Source organism: Anabaena cylindrica UHCC 0172, assembly GCF_034931625.1.
Classification (GTDB): domain Bacteria; phylum Cyanobacteriota; class Cyanobacteriia; order Cyanobacteriales; family Nostocaceae; genus Anabaena; species Anabaena cylindrica_A.
The window spans coordinates 1-17,361 of record NZ_JAYGGY010000036.1 but is presented as its reverse complement, the minus strand read 5'-3'; the positions used below and the strand labels follow the sequence as shown (position 1 = coordinate 17,361).

General features: G+C 36.3%; 16 protein-coding genes and 1 pseudogene. 8 read left to right on the top strand and 9 right to left on the bottom strand.

Annotated features, from left to right (window positions below):
• The first annotated feature begins 356 nt into the window (after window positions 1-356).
• From VB713_RS10990 to VB713_RS10960, 7 genes are all read left to right on the top strand, one after another.
• Window positions 357-716: a hypothetical protein gene (locus VB713_RS10990; RefSeq protein ID WP_323311599.1), complete on the top strand. Its 360-nt coding sequence runs from the start codon at window positions 357-359 to the stop codon at window positions 714-716.
• A complete protein-coding gene (locus VB713_RS10985; protein WP_323311598.1) occupies window positions 685-2,136 on the top strand; it encodes a protein kinase domain-containing protein in 1,452 nt (483 codons plus the stop codon). Before VB713_RS10990 ends, VB713_RS10985 begins: the two co-directional genes overlap by 32 nt.
• Before the next feature lie 101 nt (window positions 2,137-2,237).
• Window positions 2,238-2,414: an element excision factor XisI family protein gene (locus VB713_RS10980; RefSeq protein ID WP_323311597.1), complete on the top strand. Its 177-nt coding sequence runs from the start codon at window positions 2,238-2,240 to the stop codon at window positions 2,412-2,414.
• A 125-nt stretch (window positions 2,415-2,539) separates the two neighbouring features.
• A complete protein-coding gene (locus VB713_RS10975; protein ID WP_323311596.1) occupies window positions 2,540-3,346 on the top strand; it encodes an endonuclease domain-containing protein in 807 nt (268 codons plus the stop codon).
• An 89-nt stretch (window positions 3,347-3,435) separates the two neighbouring features.
• Window positions 3,436-6,648 carry a DEAD/DEAH box helicase gene (locus VB713_RS10970; protein WP_323311595.1) on the top strand — a complete coding sequence of 1,071 codons (3,213 nt, stop codon included), beginning with the start codon at window positions 3,436-3,438 and terminating at the stop codon, window positions 6,646-6,648.
• 14 nt (window positions 6,649-6,662) lie between these two features.
• Entirely contained in the window at window positions 6,663-7,001 is a 339-nt protein-coding gene (locus VB713_RS10965) for a hypothetical protein (RefSeq protein ID WP_323311594.1), read from the top strand.
• 38 nt (window positions 7,002-7,039) lie between these two features.
• Window positions 7,040-7,156, top strand: a complete 117-nt coding sequence (locus VB713_RS10960; protein WP_323311593.1) for a DUF4351 domain-containing protein — start codon at window positions 7,040-7,042, stop codon at window positions 7,154-7,156.
• 148 nt (window positions 7,157-7,304) lie between these two features.
• On the opposite strand, the gene VB713_RS10955 is transcribed toward VB713_RS10960, so the two are convergent.
• From VB713_RS10955 to VB713_RS10915, 9 genes and pseudogenes are all read right to left on the bottom strand, one after another.
• Window positions 7,305-8,132 (bottom strand): alpha/beta hydrolase, encoded by an 828-nt coding sequence (locus tag VB713_RS10955; protein WP_323311592.1) that lies wholly within the window; start codon window positions 8,130-8,132, stop codon window positions 7,305-7,307.
• Window positions 8,133-8,219: 87 nt separating this feature from the next.
• Window positions 8,220-8,930 (bottom strand): CAP domain-containing protein, encoded by a 711-nt coding sequence (locus VB713_RS10950; protein WP_323311591.1) that lies wholly within the window; start codon window positions 8,928-8,930, stop codon window positions 8,220-8,222.
• Window positions 8,931-9,055: 125 nt separating this feature from the next.
• Window positions 9,056-9,802 carry a DsbA family protein gene (locus tag VB713_RS10945; protein ID WP_323311590.1) on the bottom strand — a complete coding sequence of 249 codons (747 nt, stop codon included), beginning with the start codon at window positions 9,800-9,802 and terminating at the stop codon, window positions 9,056-9,058.
• Window positions 9,803-9,911: 109 nt separating this feature from the next.
• Entirely contained in the window at window positions 9,912-10,766 is an 855-nt protein-coding gene (locus tag VB713_RS10940; protein ID WP_323311589.1) for a sulfurtransferase, read from the bottom strand.
• Window positions 10,767-11,032: 266 nt separating this feature from the next.
• Window positions 11,033-11,569, bottom strand: a complete 537-nt coding sequence (locus tag VB713_RS10935) for a transposase (protein ID WP_323311588.1) — start codon at window positions 11,567-11,569, stop codon at window positions 11,033-11,035.
• A gap of 69 nt (window positions 11,570-11,638) precedes the next feature.
• The gene (locus VB713_RS10930) at window positions 11,639-14,269 is read right to left on the bottom strand and encodes a DNA polymerase III subunit alpha (protein ID WP_323311587.1); all 2,631 of its coding nucleotides are present in this window, start codon (window positions 14,267-14,269) and stop codon (window positions 11,639-11,641) included.
• Between the two features lie 268 nt (window positions 14,270-14,537).
• The gene (locus VB713_RS10925) at window positions 14,538-14,717 is read right to left on the bottom strand and encodes a hypothetical protein (protein WP_323311586.1); all 180 of its coding nucleotides are present in this window, start codon (window positions 14,715-14,717) and stop codon (window positions 14,538-14,540) included.
• A gap of 158 nt (window positions 14,718-14,875) precedes the next feature.
• Window positions 14,876-15,955, bottom strand: coding sequence for an Hpt domain-containing protein (locus tag VB713_RS10920; RefSeq protein WP_323311585.1), 1,080 nt, complete (start codon window positions 15,953-15,955; stop codon window positions 14,876-14,878).
• Between the two features lie 377 nt (window positions 15,956-16,332).
• Window positions 16,333-16,425: pseudogene (locus VB713_RS10915) on the bottom strand (hypothetical protein); the annotation flags it as partial.
• Between the two features lie 294 nt (window positions 16,426-16,719).
• On the opposite strand from VB713_RS10915, the gene VB713_RS10910 reads away from it, so the two are divergent.
• Entirely contained in the window at window positions 16,720-17,262 is a 543-nt protein-coding gene (locus VB713_RS10910) for an REP-associated tyrosine transposase (RefSeq protein ID WP_323311584.1), read from the top strand.
• Window positions 17,263-17,361 lie beyond the last annotated feature (99 nt).

The following is a 17,361-nucleotide window of genomic DNA, read 5'->3' as shown; positions in this document are numbered from 1 at the left end:
TGCACGCTATTCTCTTTCTGTGGCAATCCTAACATTTATGCACTATGGACGGCTTCTGTAACAAACATAAAACAAAATTCTCTGTTCTTGGATAAGTTCTTCCTAGCTTGTCATTACACTCTTACTTGTTGCCTTTTGTCTACATTGTTTTTCTGTCGCCTATTCCCTGACTCCACGAATGAATTTAATTTTGTCCAATTACTTAAAATTTCGGCGGCTCGCCAAGACAAGAAATTGAGAGGCGATCGCTCTATAAACTCTACAATACGGTAGTTAAAATATTAACTAAGTCCGTTTAGCTTCACCCTGTGCAATGTTAAAATTGTTATTGGTAGTGGCTTCATAACATCTTGTGTATGTCTAACAACTCTTTACAGCCTGATTCAGATGCGCTACACCAGTCTGCTATTGATGTGATTACCCACGTCAGTAATGTGATGTCAGCAGGTTGTGCAATATTGAGAGATCATGATCGGTTGCTGGCGGAAAATCAGGGTAGGAATCGGTTAGAGTCTGAAATTAAGGCTATTGAAGAAGATATAAGGCACGTCAATGAGAAGCTGGAAAGGGTAAAACGCCAAGAATTGACGATGACGATTGTTGCGCCAACCAGTGTGGGTAAGTCTACTATTATTAATGCGATCACGGGACAAGAAATGATACTTACAATCCAGGGATTTTTGTATGAGTTATTGTATTCAACCTACCTGCAATAAACAGAACCCAGACAATATAAGATTTTGCTGTCATTGTGGACTTCAGCTTCTGTTAAGGGATCGATATCGGGCAATAAAACAAATAGGTCAAGGTGGGTTTGGTAGAACATTTTTGGCAGTTGATGAAGATAAACCTTCAAAATCTAAATGTGTAATCAAACAATTTTTTCCTATAGATCAAAATCCAGACATTGCTACTAAATCAGCAGAACTTTTTGCTCAAGAAGCAGTTCGACTAGATGAACTAGGTAAACATCCTCAAATACCTGAACTCTTAGCTTATTTCAAACAAGATGGAAATCAATATCTTATTCAAGAATTCGTTGATGGACAAAATTTAGAGCAAGAGTTCAAGCAAGAGGGAACATTTTCAGAAGCTAAAATTTGGATTCTCATAAATAGATTGATACCTTTGTTGCAATTTGTTCATGAAAATCAAGTAATTCATAGAGATATAAAACCAGAAAATATCATTCGACGTTTTGACGGAGAAATTGTTTTAGTTGATTTTGGGGCATCAAAGTTTACTACAAACACAATTTTATCCGTAACGGGAACAGTAATTGGCAGCGCACCTTATACTTCACCAGAGCAAGCAAAAGGTAAACCAATATTTGGCAGTGATCTTTATAGTCTGGGAGTGACCTGTTTATATCTCTTAACAGGAGTTGATCCTTTTAGGTTATTCGATGATTCTGAAAATGACTGGATTTGGAGAAACTACCTAAATACTCCTGTGAGTGATTCCCTTGGCAAAATTTTAGATAAATTAGTTCAGCCAGCAACTAAAAAAAGATATCAATCAGCTAAAGAAGTATTTCAGGATATCAATGCTAAACAATATAATACTAGTTCTACGAAAGAAAGAGCAACCCAAAAAAGCAAGTTATCATTTCCTTATCTATTTAGAAATAAATCCACAGGCACTATAATTCTTCAAGGAAATATGGAAGAAGTAATTAAATACATTGATAATCATTCTAAATGGTTAGCCCAATGTATATTGCCTTTAAAAGCTAATTTAATTGAAAGAAATGCTTATTCACTAAATATTGGCAAAATAGGGGCTTTGGGATATGAAATAGAGCCTACAGTTAATCTATACATGAACCAACAGAGCAGAGGATATTATCAAATAAAGACAGAACCAATATCTGGAATAGATCCTAATGGATATGATGTTGACTTTTTCTCCAAAATAAAACTTATAGACTGTTCTAGTGGGAAACAAGAACTTACTCGCATAGAATGGGAATTAATTCTTGTAACAAAGCTCGATTTTCCTGCTTTCATACTTTTCTTACCAATACCACTTGTCCAAAAAACTGGGGATGCAGTTTTAAGCAACATTGTCAAGTCAGTGTCAGACAAATTTTCTGAGAAAATCTCCCGTAATTTTATCAAATTTATAAAAATATAATTCAACACCCAAATAGTTTTTATCAAAAGTGCATATAAGATAAAATATGTCTAGAAGAGATGATTTACATTTCCCTTACGCCGTACCCTTGAAAAAGATGGATGGATAGTGTCCTATTTCATGCGCGACTTATCGAAAAAGATAACGGTGCTTCTCAAATCATCATCGAAGAAGATAACTTTGAAGAAGGATTGGTTGATACACTTATCGAGTCAGGAATCAAAAAAGAAGATATTGTTACCAGTTGGCAACAAGCGATCGCAGCATCTCCAAGGTAGAACGCAACAACTTGCTAATAATAGCGAACTGCTTGCAGCAGTGCTTACGCGATCGCCTGTAATACCAACTAGATAGACAACTAAATAGATAAAATACTTTCGAGGTTATTAGGAATAGGTTAAAAATGGCAAAGCGTGGCGAAGTACTTGTAGCAATTATGCCAGCAAAATCTGACATGAAAATTGCCTGTGAGCAAAACTGGTATCGGATTCCTGCTGATCAAGTGGAACGTCTTAAACAACGTAATGTTTGGGAACCAAAATGGTTAGCCTTTTATCAGCCAAAAGTTTTTCGTGATGAGGCATTTGCCGTCAATTACTATGCTTCTATAAAGTCTATTAGTCAGACTTTCAGACATGAGCTTTTTCCTGATGAATCACCAAACTCCAAAAGTCAGAAACGTTATTACAAAATAAACATACACCCTATGGAAAAACTACCGCAGCCAATCTATAGCCGTAGGCTCAGACGTATATTGTTCATTCCTACAACTTGGGAAAAGCTAATAAATGCAGCCGAAATTAACGATCTATGGGACGAAAGCCCATTAGAAGATAAGCTTTGGGCTGAATTCAAGCGTTATTCTATAGATGCCGAGCGTCAACAGGAAGAGAAAATTAAAGATAAAACCTATCTCCTTGACTTTGCCATTTACTGTGAAAAAGGAAAAATAGATGCAGAGACAGATGGCGATACTTGGCATTCAGCCAAAGACCGTATTGCTGAGGATAATCTCAGGGATAACGATCTTGAGACTGTTGGTTGGCGAACTATTCGTTTCAATTCCCAAAAGATCCGAGAAGAAATGACTGAATATTGCATTCCTACAATTCTAGAAAACATCAAAAATCTAGGCGGACTGAAAGATGACCAAAAAAGGATGCCTCGCAAAATTGGCTTGGATGGTTCGGAACAGTTGACTCTATTTTAGGAGCATATATTATCTTCAAAATATTGCCTCTCCAAAACGAATTAGGTTGCATTCCTTAACCCAACAGACAAAAGTTAGTATATTAAAACATGGCAATTTTACACGGAACTTGGGTAATAAATAATCAAAATAGCTATTTCTTTATTTGGGGAGAAACTTGGCGTTCTTCACAGGTGCAGACTGAAGTATCTGCTGAAATTTCTTTACATCCATTGGCGATGACATTAGTGGAATTAAATGAATGGTTAGAACTATCTAATTTATCAATTGCTAATTTAATTCAGCCATCTCCCACTACTAAACAAAGACTTAAAAGTAAAGCAGCAGCAAAAACAAAATTACCAAATTATTCACAAATAGTTTCTTTACCAACTGATTTTTTAGCAAGCAATAAATCAAAACTTACAGCAATTTTTCCGATATATTCTGTTAGTGTGGGTATAGATTCTTTATCTTCACAATATTTACAACCTTGGCAAATTAATGGTTTTTGTCTCAATTCTAACGCAGCAATTAAATTCCTCACTTCATTACCATTGAGTTCAACAGATGACAAAGATGCTTTTTTGGGTGGAGATTTACGTTTTTGGGTACAAATAGGTCGTTGGAGTTTAGATTTAATCTCGCGCTGTAAGTTTTTACCAACTATTCAAAAACAATTAGATGGTTCTTTAACTGCTAAATGGCAAGTACTTTTAGATAGTGCTGTAGATGCTACTCGGTTAGAAAAATTTGCAGCTAAAATGCCCTTAGCTTGTCGCACATATCAACAAGAAATAGGAGACATTAACTCTAACTTAGCTGTTGATATACCCGTAGAACCACAAAAATTAATTTTGGGATTTCTCAACAGTATAATAGATGCCCAAATCCGCGATATGGTTGGTTCTCAATCTCCCGTTGAGAATAGGGTAATGATATCTTTACCATCTGCGGTACAGCAGTGGTTACAAGCTTTAAACAGTGAATCTAACATTATTAATGCTGATGTAATGGGACTAGAAAGACTAGAAGCTACGCTCAAAGCTTGGACTCTGCCATTACAATATCAATTAACAGGAAAAGCTTTATTTCATACTTGTTTTCAACTACTTCCCCCAGAGACAGGGGAGACAGATTGGATATTGTCTTATTTTCTCCAAGCAGCCAATGATTCTGAATTTTTAGTCAATGCAGCAACTATTTGGGCTAACCCAATTGAAAAATTAGTTTATCAAAATCGCACAATTGAACAACCCCAAGAAACATTTTTACGCGGTTTAGGTTTAGCTTCTCGATTATATCCAGTCATAGCCCCTAGTTTAGAAACCGAATCTCCTCAATTTTGCCACCTCACACCCATGCAAGCTTATGAATTTATCAAATCTGTAGCTTGGAGATTAGAAGATAGTGGTTTAGGAGTAATTTTACCACCAAGTTTAGCGAATCGGGAAGGATGGGCTAATCGTTTAGGTTTAAAAATTAATGCCGAAACATCCAAGCAAAAACAGGGACGTTTAGGTTTACAAAGTCTGCTAAATTTTCAATGGCAATTAGCAATTGGTGGACAGACAATTTCTAAATCTGAATTTGATAAATTGGTAGCTTTGAAAAGTCCCTTAGTAGAAATTAATGGTGAATGGGTGGAATTACGTCCCCAAGATATTAAAACAGCCCAAACCTTTTTTGCTTCTCGAAAAGACCAAATGGCACTTTCTTTAGAAGATGCTTTACGGATTAGTAATGGGGATACTCAAGTAATTGAAAAATTACCTGTTGTGAGTTTTGAAGCTTCGGGTGCATTACAAGAATTAATGGGGGCATTAACTAATAATCAAGCGATAGAAACTTTCCCCACACCTACAAATTTCCGAGGACAATTACGTCCTTATCAAGAACGAGGTGCAGCTTGGTTAGCCTTTTTAGAACGTTGGGGTTTAGGTGCTTGTTTAGCAGACGACATGGGATTGGGTAAGACGGTTCAGTTCATCGCTTTTCTGCTTCACCTCCAAGAACAAGATGTACTAGAAAATCCCACGCTCTTAGTTTGTCCTACATCTGTTTTAGGTAACTGGGAAAGAGAAGTAAATAAATTTGCTCCCACGCTCAAAGTTTTGCAATATCACGGTGATAAACGCCCTAAAGGTAAGGCATTTACAGAAATAGCCAAAAAACATGATTTAGTAGTTACCAGTTACTCATTGATTCAAAGAGATATTAAATTATTTCAAAGCGTTCCTTGGCAAATAATTGTTTTAGATGAAGCCCAAAACGTCAAAAATTCAGATTCAAAACAATCCCAAGCTGTACGTCAATTAGAAACTACATTTCGTGTTGCTTTAACAGGTACACCCGTAGAGAATAGATTGCAAGAATTGTGGTCTATTTTAGATTTTCTTAATCCTGGTTATTTAGGTAATAAACAATTTTTTCAACGACGGTTTGCTATGCCAATTGAAAAGTATGGTGATACATCATCTTTGATGCAATTGCGTTCATTAGTGCAACCATTTATTTTACGAAGATTGAAAACTGATAAAGATATAATTCAAGACTTGCCAGAAAAACAAGAAATGACAGTGTTTTGTGGACTTAGTTCTGAACAGGCACAATTATATCAAAAGTTAGTAGATGAATCGTTAGTAGAAATTGAATCTGCGGAAGGATTGCAGCGACGGGGAATGATTTTAGCTTTGTTAGTTAAACTCAAACAAATTTGTAATCATCCATCACAATATTTAAAATTAGCAACTTTGGCAGAACATCATTCAGTGAAATTACAGCGTTTAGAGGAGATGTTAGAAGAGGTTTTAGCAGAAGGAAATCGAGCTTTAATTTTTACTCAATTTGCAGAATGGGGTAAATTACTAAAACCCTATTTAGAAAAACAACTAGGTCGAGAAATATTCTTTTTATATGGTAGTACAAGTAAAAAGCAGCGAGAGGAAATGATTGATAGGTTCCAACATGATCCCCAAGGTCCACCAATTATGATTCTTTCCTTGAAAGCTGGGGGTGTTGGTTTGAATTTAACTAGGGCAAATCATGTATTTCACTTTGACAGATGGTGGAATCCGGCTGTAGAAAATCAAGCTACAGATAGAGTATTTAGAATTGGACAAACTCGGAATGTACAGGTACATAAATTTGTCTGTACTGGCACGTTAGAAGAAAAAATTAATGACATGATTGAAAGTAAAAAACAACTGGCAGAACAAGTTGTTGGTGCTGGTGAAGAATGGCTAACAGAAATGGATACTGACCAACTCCGCAATTTATTATTACTTGACCGTAATGCAGTAATTGATGAGGATGAAGTTTAAAGAATGATAAAGTTGTGCAACTGAATCAACTCAACTGGCGAGACTTTTTAACTCGTCCAAATCCAGTTGCATCAGCTTTGATGTCAAAAATGAGAATAGTGCCAGAAGATAGGCCAAAAGTCAAAGCAGAATGTTTAAGGTTATTAATCACCTTAAAATTAAATCCAGCCAAAATGCAATTGATATCAGGGTTTATTGATACATATTTGAGATTGAATAAAATAGAAGAAGAGAAATTTCAAACAGAAATAGATTCATTAATAACAGAAGCAAAAGAGGAAGTTATGCAAATTATCACCAGTTGGATGGAAGAGGGAATTGAAAGAGGAATTGAAAGAGAAAAAAAAAATTAATCCTCCGTCAAATTAATAAGAAATTTGGACAAATTGATATGGAATTAGAAACAAAAATTATAAATTTAAATATAGAAATAATTGAAGAGTTAGGAGAGGCAATTTTTGATTTGGATAATATAGAAGATTTACAAAATTGGTTAAATACTATTTGATGTGGGAATTTTAAATGATGTATAAAAAAGTTGAAAGAAGTAGTAGACCGTCCCAACCTAGGTCAAAAAAGACCGCTGCAAAGTATTACTGTTTACATTGCCACTATCTGAGCCACAACAGCAATCTACAATATGCTGTATTTAAAATCTAAAGTTGTGTTGCCTGTGGGTGTGCTTCTAGCCAATGGTCAATATCAGACAGCAATTGTTGGGGAATTTCCCAGGGGAAAAGATGGGCTGTATTTGGGTAACATTGCCACTGAGAGTTTTTGAGATTTCGTGCTGTTTCTAAGCTGGAATTGGCAGTAATATGGCGGTCTTGGGAACCGGCGAGTACCAAACTGGGACATTCTATTTTTTGTAGGTCTGGAAGTCGATTGTACCCGGCACGAATGGCGCTATAGAGGGCGCGAGTTGCATAGGGAGAGGTTTGTAAGTAAGCTGGTACGGCTGAGTTGGCGATGTAACCGTAAGCAGTGGGTGTATGTTGTTGGATTAGGTGACGAAAGAGCGATCGCTTGCCAAAAGTTTCAATATTCCAATTCCAACTGGGTTTAAGATAATTTAATAGTGCCGCAACGCCAGTATAAACGTTATCTTGCCAAGAAATAGGCGGATGATCTCCCCAAGGTCTAGCGGAAGTTGCTACTAAAATTAGTCCTGTCACTCGTTCCGGTAAACGCAGTGCTAATTCCATTGCCAAAATTCCACCTAGCGACCATCCCAATACCAGACATTTTTCGATCTGAAAGCGGTCTAAAAGGGCTTCTAAGTCATCTAAATGGTCTTCCATCTTGAAATTGCTATTGCAGCGACTTTTGCCATATCCTCGCAAATCAGGGGCAAAAGTTTGAAACCGTTGTGATAAGTGATTTGTAAATACAGACAGATTACGACCAGTACCAGGATGACCATGTAAACCCAAAATAGGAAATCCTTGACCTTGGACGTAGACGTGAAGAGGAACAGTGTTCATAAGTAGGATTCAGGATTCAGGATTCAGGAGTTAGAAGGTCGAGTGCAGGAGGAAAATTCCTACTCGGTACTCGGTACTCAGCACTCATTACTCCTTGTAACCTCCAGCGTAAGTAATGACGCACATATTTCTATAGGATTTGTGAATACCAAAAGCAACGCCAGTCACCTTAAAAGCGGGGTTAAAAATATTGGTGCGATGACCACGAGAGGGTACACCGTCATCAATAATTAACTGCATGACTATATCTTGGGCGCTATTCACACCATAACTGATGTTTTCTGCCGCAGTGGTTTGCCATTTTCCGTAACGATTAATCCGCTTAAATGGGGTGCTACCGTCACTACCATCATGACCTATCGCCCCTTTTGCACCTTGATCTTTGACATGATCCCTCGCGCCTAAAGACATTCCCTTAGATGCACTTAACGCGCCGACAGGACGAACTGACTTGAGAAATGCGATCGCTTCATCAACAGGTTTTACTCCCTCTTGGGTAATTAAATAAGTATTTTCAGAAATTTTTACTTGCTTACCTTCAAAACGCTGACGATAACTTTCTAAAATTGGTAAGTATGACTGAGGATTTGTCCGCACTTTGTTAGTTTCGTCAATTACTCTTTGTTCTAAAGGTGAAAGGTAACTAGCTTTTGCTAACAAAGTTGAATTATCCTTGGCAACTGTTTTAACTGGATCTGTTTTCAATGGTGCTATTGGTTGTTTAGATTGTAGTGTTTGATATGAATAATTAACCAATAAACTAATAGGGACTAATATCCAAAGTTTAAAAATATTCATGTATTACCTCAAAATTTTATTTTGACAAATTTCTGTAGTTAGCAACTACAGCACAGATAAATACACAGACATCTATCTAATCAATAAAGTTTCTACTTCTACAGAAATCAGTCAAAAACTCAATCTTATTTTGCTTCCTGTAAAATGCTTTCTATTTCTGATAACTGAACTGGACCGGAAACATTTTTGCTATTAATGATAAAAGCAGGTGTGCCAGAAAGTCCTAGTTTATAAGCCATTTGCAGGTCTTGTTTAATTGCTTTATCAGCTAGAGTGCGGTCACTACTAAACTTTGCTAAATCTAATTTGAGATTTTTAGCAATATCTAAATATAAAGTTTCACCCAATTGTTTTTGCTGAGTAAATAGGGCATCATGATATTCCCAAAATTTACCTTGTTGATATGCTGCCCAAGCAGCTTTTGCAGATGGTAATGCTTGTTCATGAATTTGAACCAAGGGGAAATTTTTATAACCTAAGGTAAATTGATTGGGATATTTTAGTAACAATTCTTTGAGCTTTTTATGTGCTTCGGCACAATAAGGACATTCAAAGTCAGAAAATTCTAACAGCACAGTGTTTAATTGAGTCGAACCTGTGGTAGGAGAATCACCAATTACACCCTTGGTATTGGTTCTTAAATTCTGTAAAAATTCTTGTCTGACTTGCTGTACTTTTTGCTGCTGTTCTTGCTGGTAAGCTTGAACAGTATCTATAATTGCTTCTGGGTTTTTGCGAATAATTTCTAATACTTGCTGTTCTAGTTTGGGGTCGATTTTGGTATCAGCTTGTGCAGGAAGTGACCAGCTAAGAGTCAAGCACAGTAAGCTGATAATTGACCAGATACGCAGGTTTTGAAAGATTTTGAGCATGGGATAGTACTAAATAAGTCCATACTATCTTAGTATTTCCGGGGAGTGTTCAGAGCGAACTCGCACTCTCATGTATATTTGATCGAGTATGATTAAAAACATTTCCATCCTAGAGAACCCGACTATCAATGGGTAGTGAAGCGTTTCGTGACCATTCATTCCAGGAACCAAAATAATTTTTGGCTTGAATTCCAGCCTCTTGGAGTGCAATCATTGTATTAGCAGCCCTAGACCCTTTAAAGCAGTAAATATAGACGATAGAATCTGAGGTAATACCCACAGACTCACAGATTTTGAGGATTTCTGCTGGTGAGCGAAACATGGGAATTTGAGCTTCAGAATTCATCAGCAGATGCCATTCTAGCCAGATAGAGTTAGGGATTCTCCCTTTGCGGGGACAGAAATCTGGACTGTAGGGAGAAGAACTCAATCCTTGCCATTCTATGCGATCGCGCACATCTAATTTAATAATGGCAGGATTATCAATTGATTGTAACATTTCATCTTTTGTCACCATGATATCCGCATTGGGATGCAATCTAAATATGCTGCTTTCAATTTTGGTGACTTTATCCGTAGTTGGTAATTCAGCAGCAAGCCATCCTTGATATCCCCCGTGCAGAATAGAAACCGTACCACAACCCAAATAATTAAGTAAAAAAGCCGCTCGACAAGATTGACCATAGCCTTTATTTAAAGCATCTTCATACACAATTAACCGTTCTGTTCCAGATATTCCAACTTTGCTCATAATTTCAGCAAAGTATTCTTGTAATTTCTTTAATCCTTCTGTTAAAGAGTCATCTAAAAGATAGGTGAAAAATTCGCGAATATTAATAGCCCCAGGAAGATGAGAAATAGCATATTCTTCTGGACTTCGCGTATCTATAATCACAATTTGCGAGGATTTTTCTGCTAATAAAAAAAAGACTTCTTGGGGAGAAATGAGAGTTTTTGTGTCCACGTTTCCATGCTTCTGTATTATGCCATGTGGCATTATCACGTTCTGGAGATTGGTATTTTGGAGTTAAAATTACAGAAGCATAAAGATGGATTGTTATGAAATAACTTTTATGATTTTTCATCACCAAGTCTGTAGGGGTTTCCCCGCCCTTGATTGTATACTCGGTTTTTCGTGATCTTGCAAAAGTCAATATTTCAACCGTGTTTAGTATATGTATTGCATTCGACCGCAAACTGTAAGAATTAAGGAATTAAGGAATTAAGGAATTAAGAGGGCGGGGAGACCCCGCCCCTACGGGGGTTGTGTGGATCTTTTGGCCAACGTAGAGGATTTGCCAGGATATATTGCTGCGCGATGTATAATGCATTTTGATTACGGATAATGCGTTCATAATAATTACGTTGCCATAGACGAATTCCAGGGGTGTCATCAATTTGATTAATGATTTTTGTTGTTTGGTATTTATAATAGGCGATAATTTGCCCCAAATTCGGTTTTTTTAGTTCCCCTTCCTGTTCTCTACCTCTAAATTTATCAGTAATCACAATAATTCCATGAATGTGATTAGGCATAACAACAAATTCATCTAATTCAACATTAGGAAAATGATTGGGAATTTGTAACCAAAATTGATAAGCAATCACACCCCTGACCATAAATTTTATATCCTCATTCACCAAATCACCTAAAAAACATTCATGATCTTGTGTGCAAATGGTGACAAAATATGATCCTGGTTGTGAATAATCGTATCCCCTCAAGCGAATTGACCGACGGTGGTGAATATCAGGATTGTATTTCACAGTATTTATTAGGATATCGTCGTAGGGGCGGGGTCTCCCCGCCCTCTTAATCTTATTTATTTGATGTTTCTATTCCGGTAAACCCTCCACCTTTAACAAATCCAAATTCCGCTCAAAAATCTCATCAATGGGTAACATCTCCCCCGCAGTTGTCATAAACTTATGATCTTTTGTGGCTTGAATTATTGAACCATCATCTAAACAATATTCATATAATTCTTGCATTCCTCGATGATGCCATTGGGCAATAGGTTGAGTGTAAATATTTCCATTTTTATCAACGGTGAAAACACTACATTCAATCTTCTTTTCTACAATCTCCCCAATCGGCATAAAACCATATTCCGCAGTTAAAATTTTTGTATCATAACTTAAACAATATTCGGCAAACTTCAACATATCCCCAAATAGATGTTCAGCAACTTGCGGTTTTACACCATTTTTTGCGGAACCATCAATAAAATTTTGCTTTTGTTTCTCCATTTCAGAAACTTTCTTTTTACCCATAGCCCGACGCAGCAAGTCAGCTTGTCCTAATGAATAACCAGCCATATCTTGAGCAATTTTCATAATTTGCTCTTGATAGACCATAATTCCATAGGTTTCATTTAATATTGGTTCTAAAATACCTGTTTCATATTCAATTTGTTCGCGTCCATGTTTACGATTAATAAATTTGGGAATTAATCCCGCATCTAATGGTCCCGGTCGATAAAGTGCCAAAATAGAAGAAATATCTTCAATATTAGAAGGTTTCAAATCCCTAACTATTTGCTTCATTCCTGAAGATTCTAATTGAAATATTCCTTCTAATTCACCAGATTCTAATAGTTCATAAGCTTTTTGTACTTCTTTAGGTAAGGTGCTATGTTGACCTTTAGCTAATATGTGTTGTGCTTTTCTTTCCTGACCTGTAATTTCATCTGGATCAAGTTTAAAATTATTTGTTTCTTCAATCAAATCAATGGTTTTTTGAATTAGCGTTAGGTTCCGTAAACCCAAGAAATCCATTTTTAACAAGCCCAATGATTCCAAGTCTTCCATGAAATACTGGGTAATTACAGAACCATCATTATTGCGTTGTAAGGGAACAATTTCATCAAGAGGGTCAGCAGAAATCACCACACCAGCAGCATGGACACCAAAGGTTTTATTAGTACCTTCAATTCGCATTGCCATATCTAGCCAATGTCGAACATTTGGGTCATTATCATATTTATCTTTAAACTCTTGTGCTGGTGTTTCATTAGAAACCATAACTTTGAGTTTAGTTGGTTTTCCGCGCACTACCGGAATCATTTTCGCCATTTTATCAGCGTCACCATAGGGAACATTTAACACTCTAGCGACATCTTTTAAAACTGCTTTAGATGTTAAACGGTTAAAAGTGATAATTTGGGCAACTCTATCAGCACCATACTTTTTAGTTACATATTCAATGACTTGGTCCCGTTTTTCAATGCAGAAATCCGTATCAATATCAGGCATTGACTTACGTTCGGGATTGAGAAATCTTTCAAATAATAAACCATGATGCACAGGGTCAATATTAGTAATTCGCATTGCGTAAGCAACCAATGAACCAGCCGCAGAACCCCGTCCTGGACCTACAGGAATATTATTATCTCGTGCAAATTTGATGTAATCCCAGACTACTAAAAAGTAGGTAGAGAAACCCATTTTTTGCAGCATTTTTAATTCATATTCCAATCTTTCTTTATAAACTTGATCTACTTCGTTACGGGATTTACGGTTTAATCTATCTAAAAGTCCTTGCCACGCAATCTCTTCGGCATAGGTGTCAGGAGTGTGACCTGAAGGAATAGGAGGAGTAGGAATTTTCGGGTCATCCATGATATGATAAGGCTCGACTTTATCGGCTACTTCTTCCGTTGTAGCTATAGATTCGGCAATCACATCATCGGGTAAATGGTCACGAAATAGCATTTGCATTTCTGCGGCAGATTTAAGATATTCTGTGCCGCTATATCGCATTCTTTTATCTTCACTAATTAGCTGCCCTGTTTGAATACATAGCAAGGCATCGTGTGCTTCTACGTCAAAGCAAGAAATGTAATGGGAATCATTGGTAGCAATAAATTTAATTCCTAATTCCCGTGCAATTTTGACAATTTCGACATTAACAATTCTGTCTTCTTGGGAACCGTGATCTTGAATTTCTAAATAAAAATCTTCACCAAAAACTTCTTTATACCATTTGGCAACTTTCCGGGCTGCATCTGGTCGATTACTCATAATTGCTTGGGGAATTTCTCCACCTAAACAAGCGCTGGTGACTATTAAGCCTTCATGATATTGTTTGAGTAAATCTTTGTTAATACAAGGACGGGAAAAAATACCTTTACCTTGGACACCTTGAAGGTGAGAAATTGTGGTTAATTTAACTAAGTTTTTATAGCCTTTTGTATTTTTAGCTAAAACGACTTGATGATATTTAGGACGGCGTTCTTGTTTTTCAATATCACCATTAATAATATACATTTCGTTGCCAATAATTGGCTTAACGTTTTTGTTGCGGCAGATTTTAATTAATTCTACAGCACCATACATGACACCATGATCTGTGAGTGCGATCGCTTTCATCCCCAGTGCGATCGCTTGATCCACTAACTCTGGTAGCTGACTAGCCCCATCCAACAAACTATAATCACTATGAATATGCAAAGGAACAAAGGACATAAGCACCTCCAATTACAAGTCAAGCAGGGTTGAGATTTGCAATTAACTCCACCCACGCAGGAGATTTATAGACTAACAGTTTTTACCTAAAATTGTTCCCGAAATTTTGACTTTGAACAGGTAAGATGCCCATCCTAGCAGAGTTCCATTTCAATATACCCTGCAAACTAAAGCCTTCTTGCTTATAAACGTCAACACTCTACTTGATAGCAAAAAGCCCCGTTCCATAGACGAGGCTTAAAATCAGTTATCACCAATCACCTGTTCCCTAATGCTGTTGTGGTCCCTTGGCATCAGAATGTTTAGCCAAGCAACGTTCTAAAAGTTCAATTCTCCAAAGTAAAGCAAAGCGTTGTGGACTCCATATTACTTTAGTCTCTTGATTAAATAAAGGCTGATTCAAATACTGCCAAAGGGGAAATTGAATTTTTGTGTGTTTGGGAGCCATAGGAGGAACAAAATATTATAAAATAGCGTCGGCAGTAGCTGGCATTATAATTAATAAATGTCAACTAGTAATACCTTTATATTTCCAGATTAAACCAGTATTTTGGAATTGTCTTGGTAGTCATTACGGAAGTTAAGAAAATTTTACTTTTGCAGATTTTAAGCAATTGTCAACAAACCCTGAAATTCTCTCTGGGAGGAATTCAGGAAAGGTGGGAGACTGAAAAGAAAATTTTGATATGCCATAGACATTTGTCTAGCCACTTCATCAATAGGAACACTACCAGGACTAGTACCCAAACCAGGAAGAGCAACTGTAGTAATTTGTTTTTGTAAACAATTACAGTACAATCTATTATGTTGGCGGATAGCTAACAGAGTTGCCCACAAACCCTGATAAACATGATCATTCCCAGCCATAGCTACCTGCATTCTCAGGGTAGGAGTATGAGCAATAAATGGGTGTAAAGGATGATTAGTTTCCACAATTAAAGATGTACCTATAGGTTGATCTCCCAAATACTCTTCTTGAATGCGTTTTTGCAAGAGTTTCTCCACATCTTCTCCAAAAAATCTCAGAATCGCACGATCAATACTATTAGCGGAAGGTAAAGCACTGGCTGCCGTAACGATGCAATCAAAAAAAGGCAAATCTTCAAAAGTACCATTGATTATTTCTATATTGGGTAAACCTTCAAAATAATCAGCAACAGTTCTACATAAGAACGTTTTTGTATCTATTAAAATTAGTTTTAATGGTATTTCATAACCCCATTTTTGATAATCATCTACATGGGTAATTTTAGTTTTATAATTAGATTTATCAATCAAGAAAAATAAATGGGAATTGAGAATTGTAAAAATAGCTTCAATCTTAAAAGTAATATCAGCTAATTTGGTTGCTGTTAAACCCTCATAAGTTTTAATTTCTATAACTAACCTTTCGAGGGCATAGTAAATATCTAAAAATAGTAATTGTAGCGGTTCATCGGCAATAATCGGATAACGCAGTAATTTTAGACAATCTTCTAAACGAGATAGAATTTTCATCATGCTGGTAAATCCTAGCATTCCTGCTGTACCTTTGAGGCAAAAAGTAGCCCGGAAAATTGCTTCTAACTCATTTCGGTCATCAATTGTATTTTGTAAATTGGATAAACCTTTGTAGATTATATTGAGGTATTCTTGTGATTCTTCAACGAAGTAGCCGAGAATTCTGTTAAATTCTTCTGGTTTCATAACTGTACAATGCTGCATTTTTATGATACTGGAGATAAAAAACAGCTAAAGAATATCTCTATAGCTTGGTTTGATGGATAAGGACTGCTTGATGATTACAACAGAGAACTCCACTTTTCCCAGCAGGAATACTTAAAATTTCAAATTTGGAAAACTTCATCATATTTACAAATGTTTATGATTCATAAAAGGATGGCTTGATTTAGTGCTGTGTTTAGACTACCCACTTTTAACTTGATTCATATCCTGAACCAACCCGCACCAGACTAATTTCTATTCACAGCCCAGCAGTAAGGACTTCCCAATAATGTGTATTTTTCTGAAGATATAGTAAGTATGCTGATAGTAGCAATAGCTCTACGTGTAAAAGTGAGGGGTTACTCACATTGTTCAAAACTAATGGGTGTTGTCAACTCACAATTTAAACCCATTATTTGTTCTGGAAGCAACCCAACAGATTGATATGTTAGTCCATTGCGATCGCTAAATTCTACTTCAAACGCATCACCCTATTGTATCAACTTGACCACACAGCAAATTATATTCAAGTAAATCAATTGTTAACGCTACTACATCTAGTAATTTGGGTATACCTGTACTCATTTTCTATAACATCAAATATTTGTAGGTTGGGTAGAACGAAGTGAAACCCAACACCATCCACCAGAATATTATAATTAATGTTGGGTTTTCTTGCGTCAACTCAACCTACGGAATAAAATCAAGATTATAAAATACAACTTTATTCCAAGGATATTTATAGTATGGAATATCGCCGCGCCAAAGTGGTAGGAGGAACATACTTTTTTACAGTGGTGACAGAGAAAAGACAAAAAATATTATGTTTACCAAAAAATGTTTCTTTATTAAGAGATGCTTTTGGTTATGTAATGCAGAAACATCCATTTATTATAGATGCTGTTGTTATTTTACCTGATCATCTCCATTGTATTTGGACATTACCAGAAAATGATCATGATTTTTCAACTCGTTGGCGGTTAATTAAAAGTTATTTTAGTCGTAAATGTGAAACTATATCACCAGAAAATATATCTGTATCTAGAAAAAATAAAAAACAACGGGCTATATGGCAATATCGTTTTTGGGAACATTTAATTAGAGATGAAATTGATTTTCAAAATCACGTTGAATATATTCATTATAATCCGGTGAAACATGGTTTGGTAACAGCACCAAAAGAGTGGGAATATTCAAGTTTTCATCGCGCTGTGAGTCAAGGTATGTATGACATGATGTGGGGTGCAGATGATGAAATTATTTTTGATGATGATATTGGCAACGAGTAGGTTGGGTTGAATGAAATGAAACCCAACATTAATTGTAAGATACCAATAGACATCTCCGAAAAACAATTAAATTATGCTATAAGAATATAAAATAATATT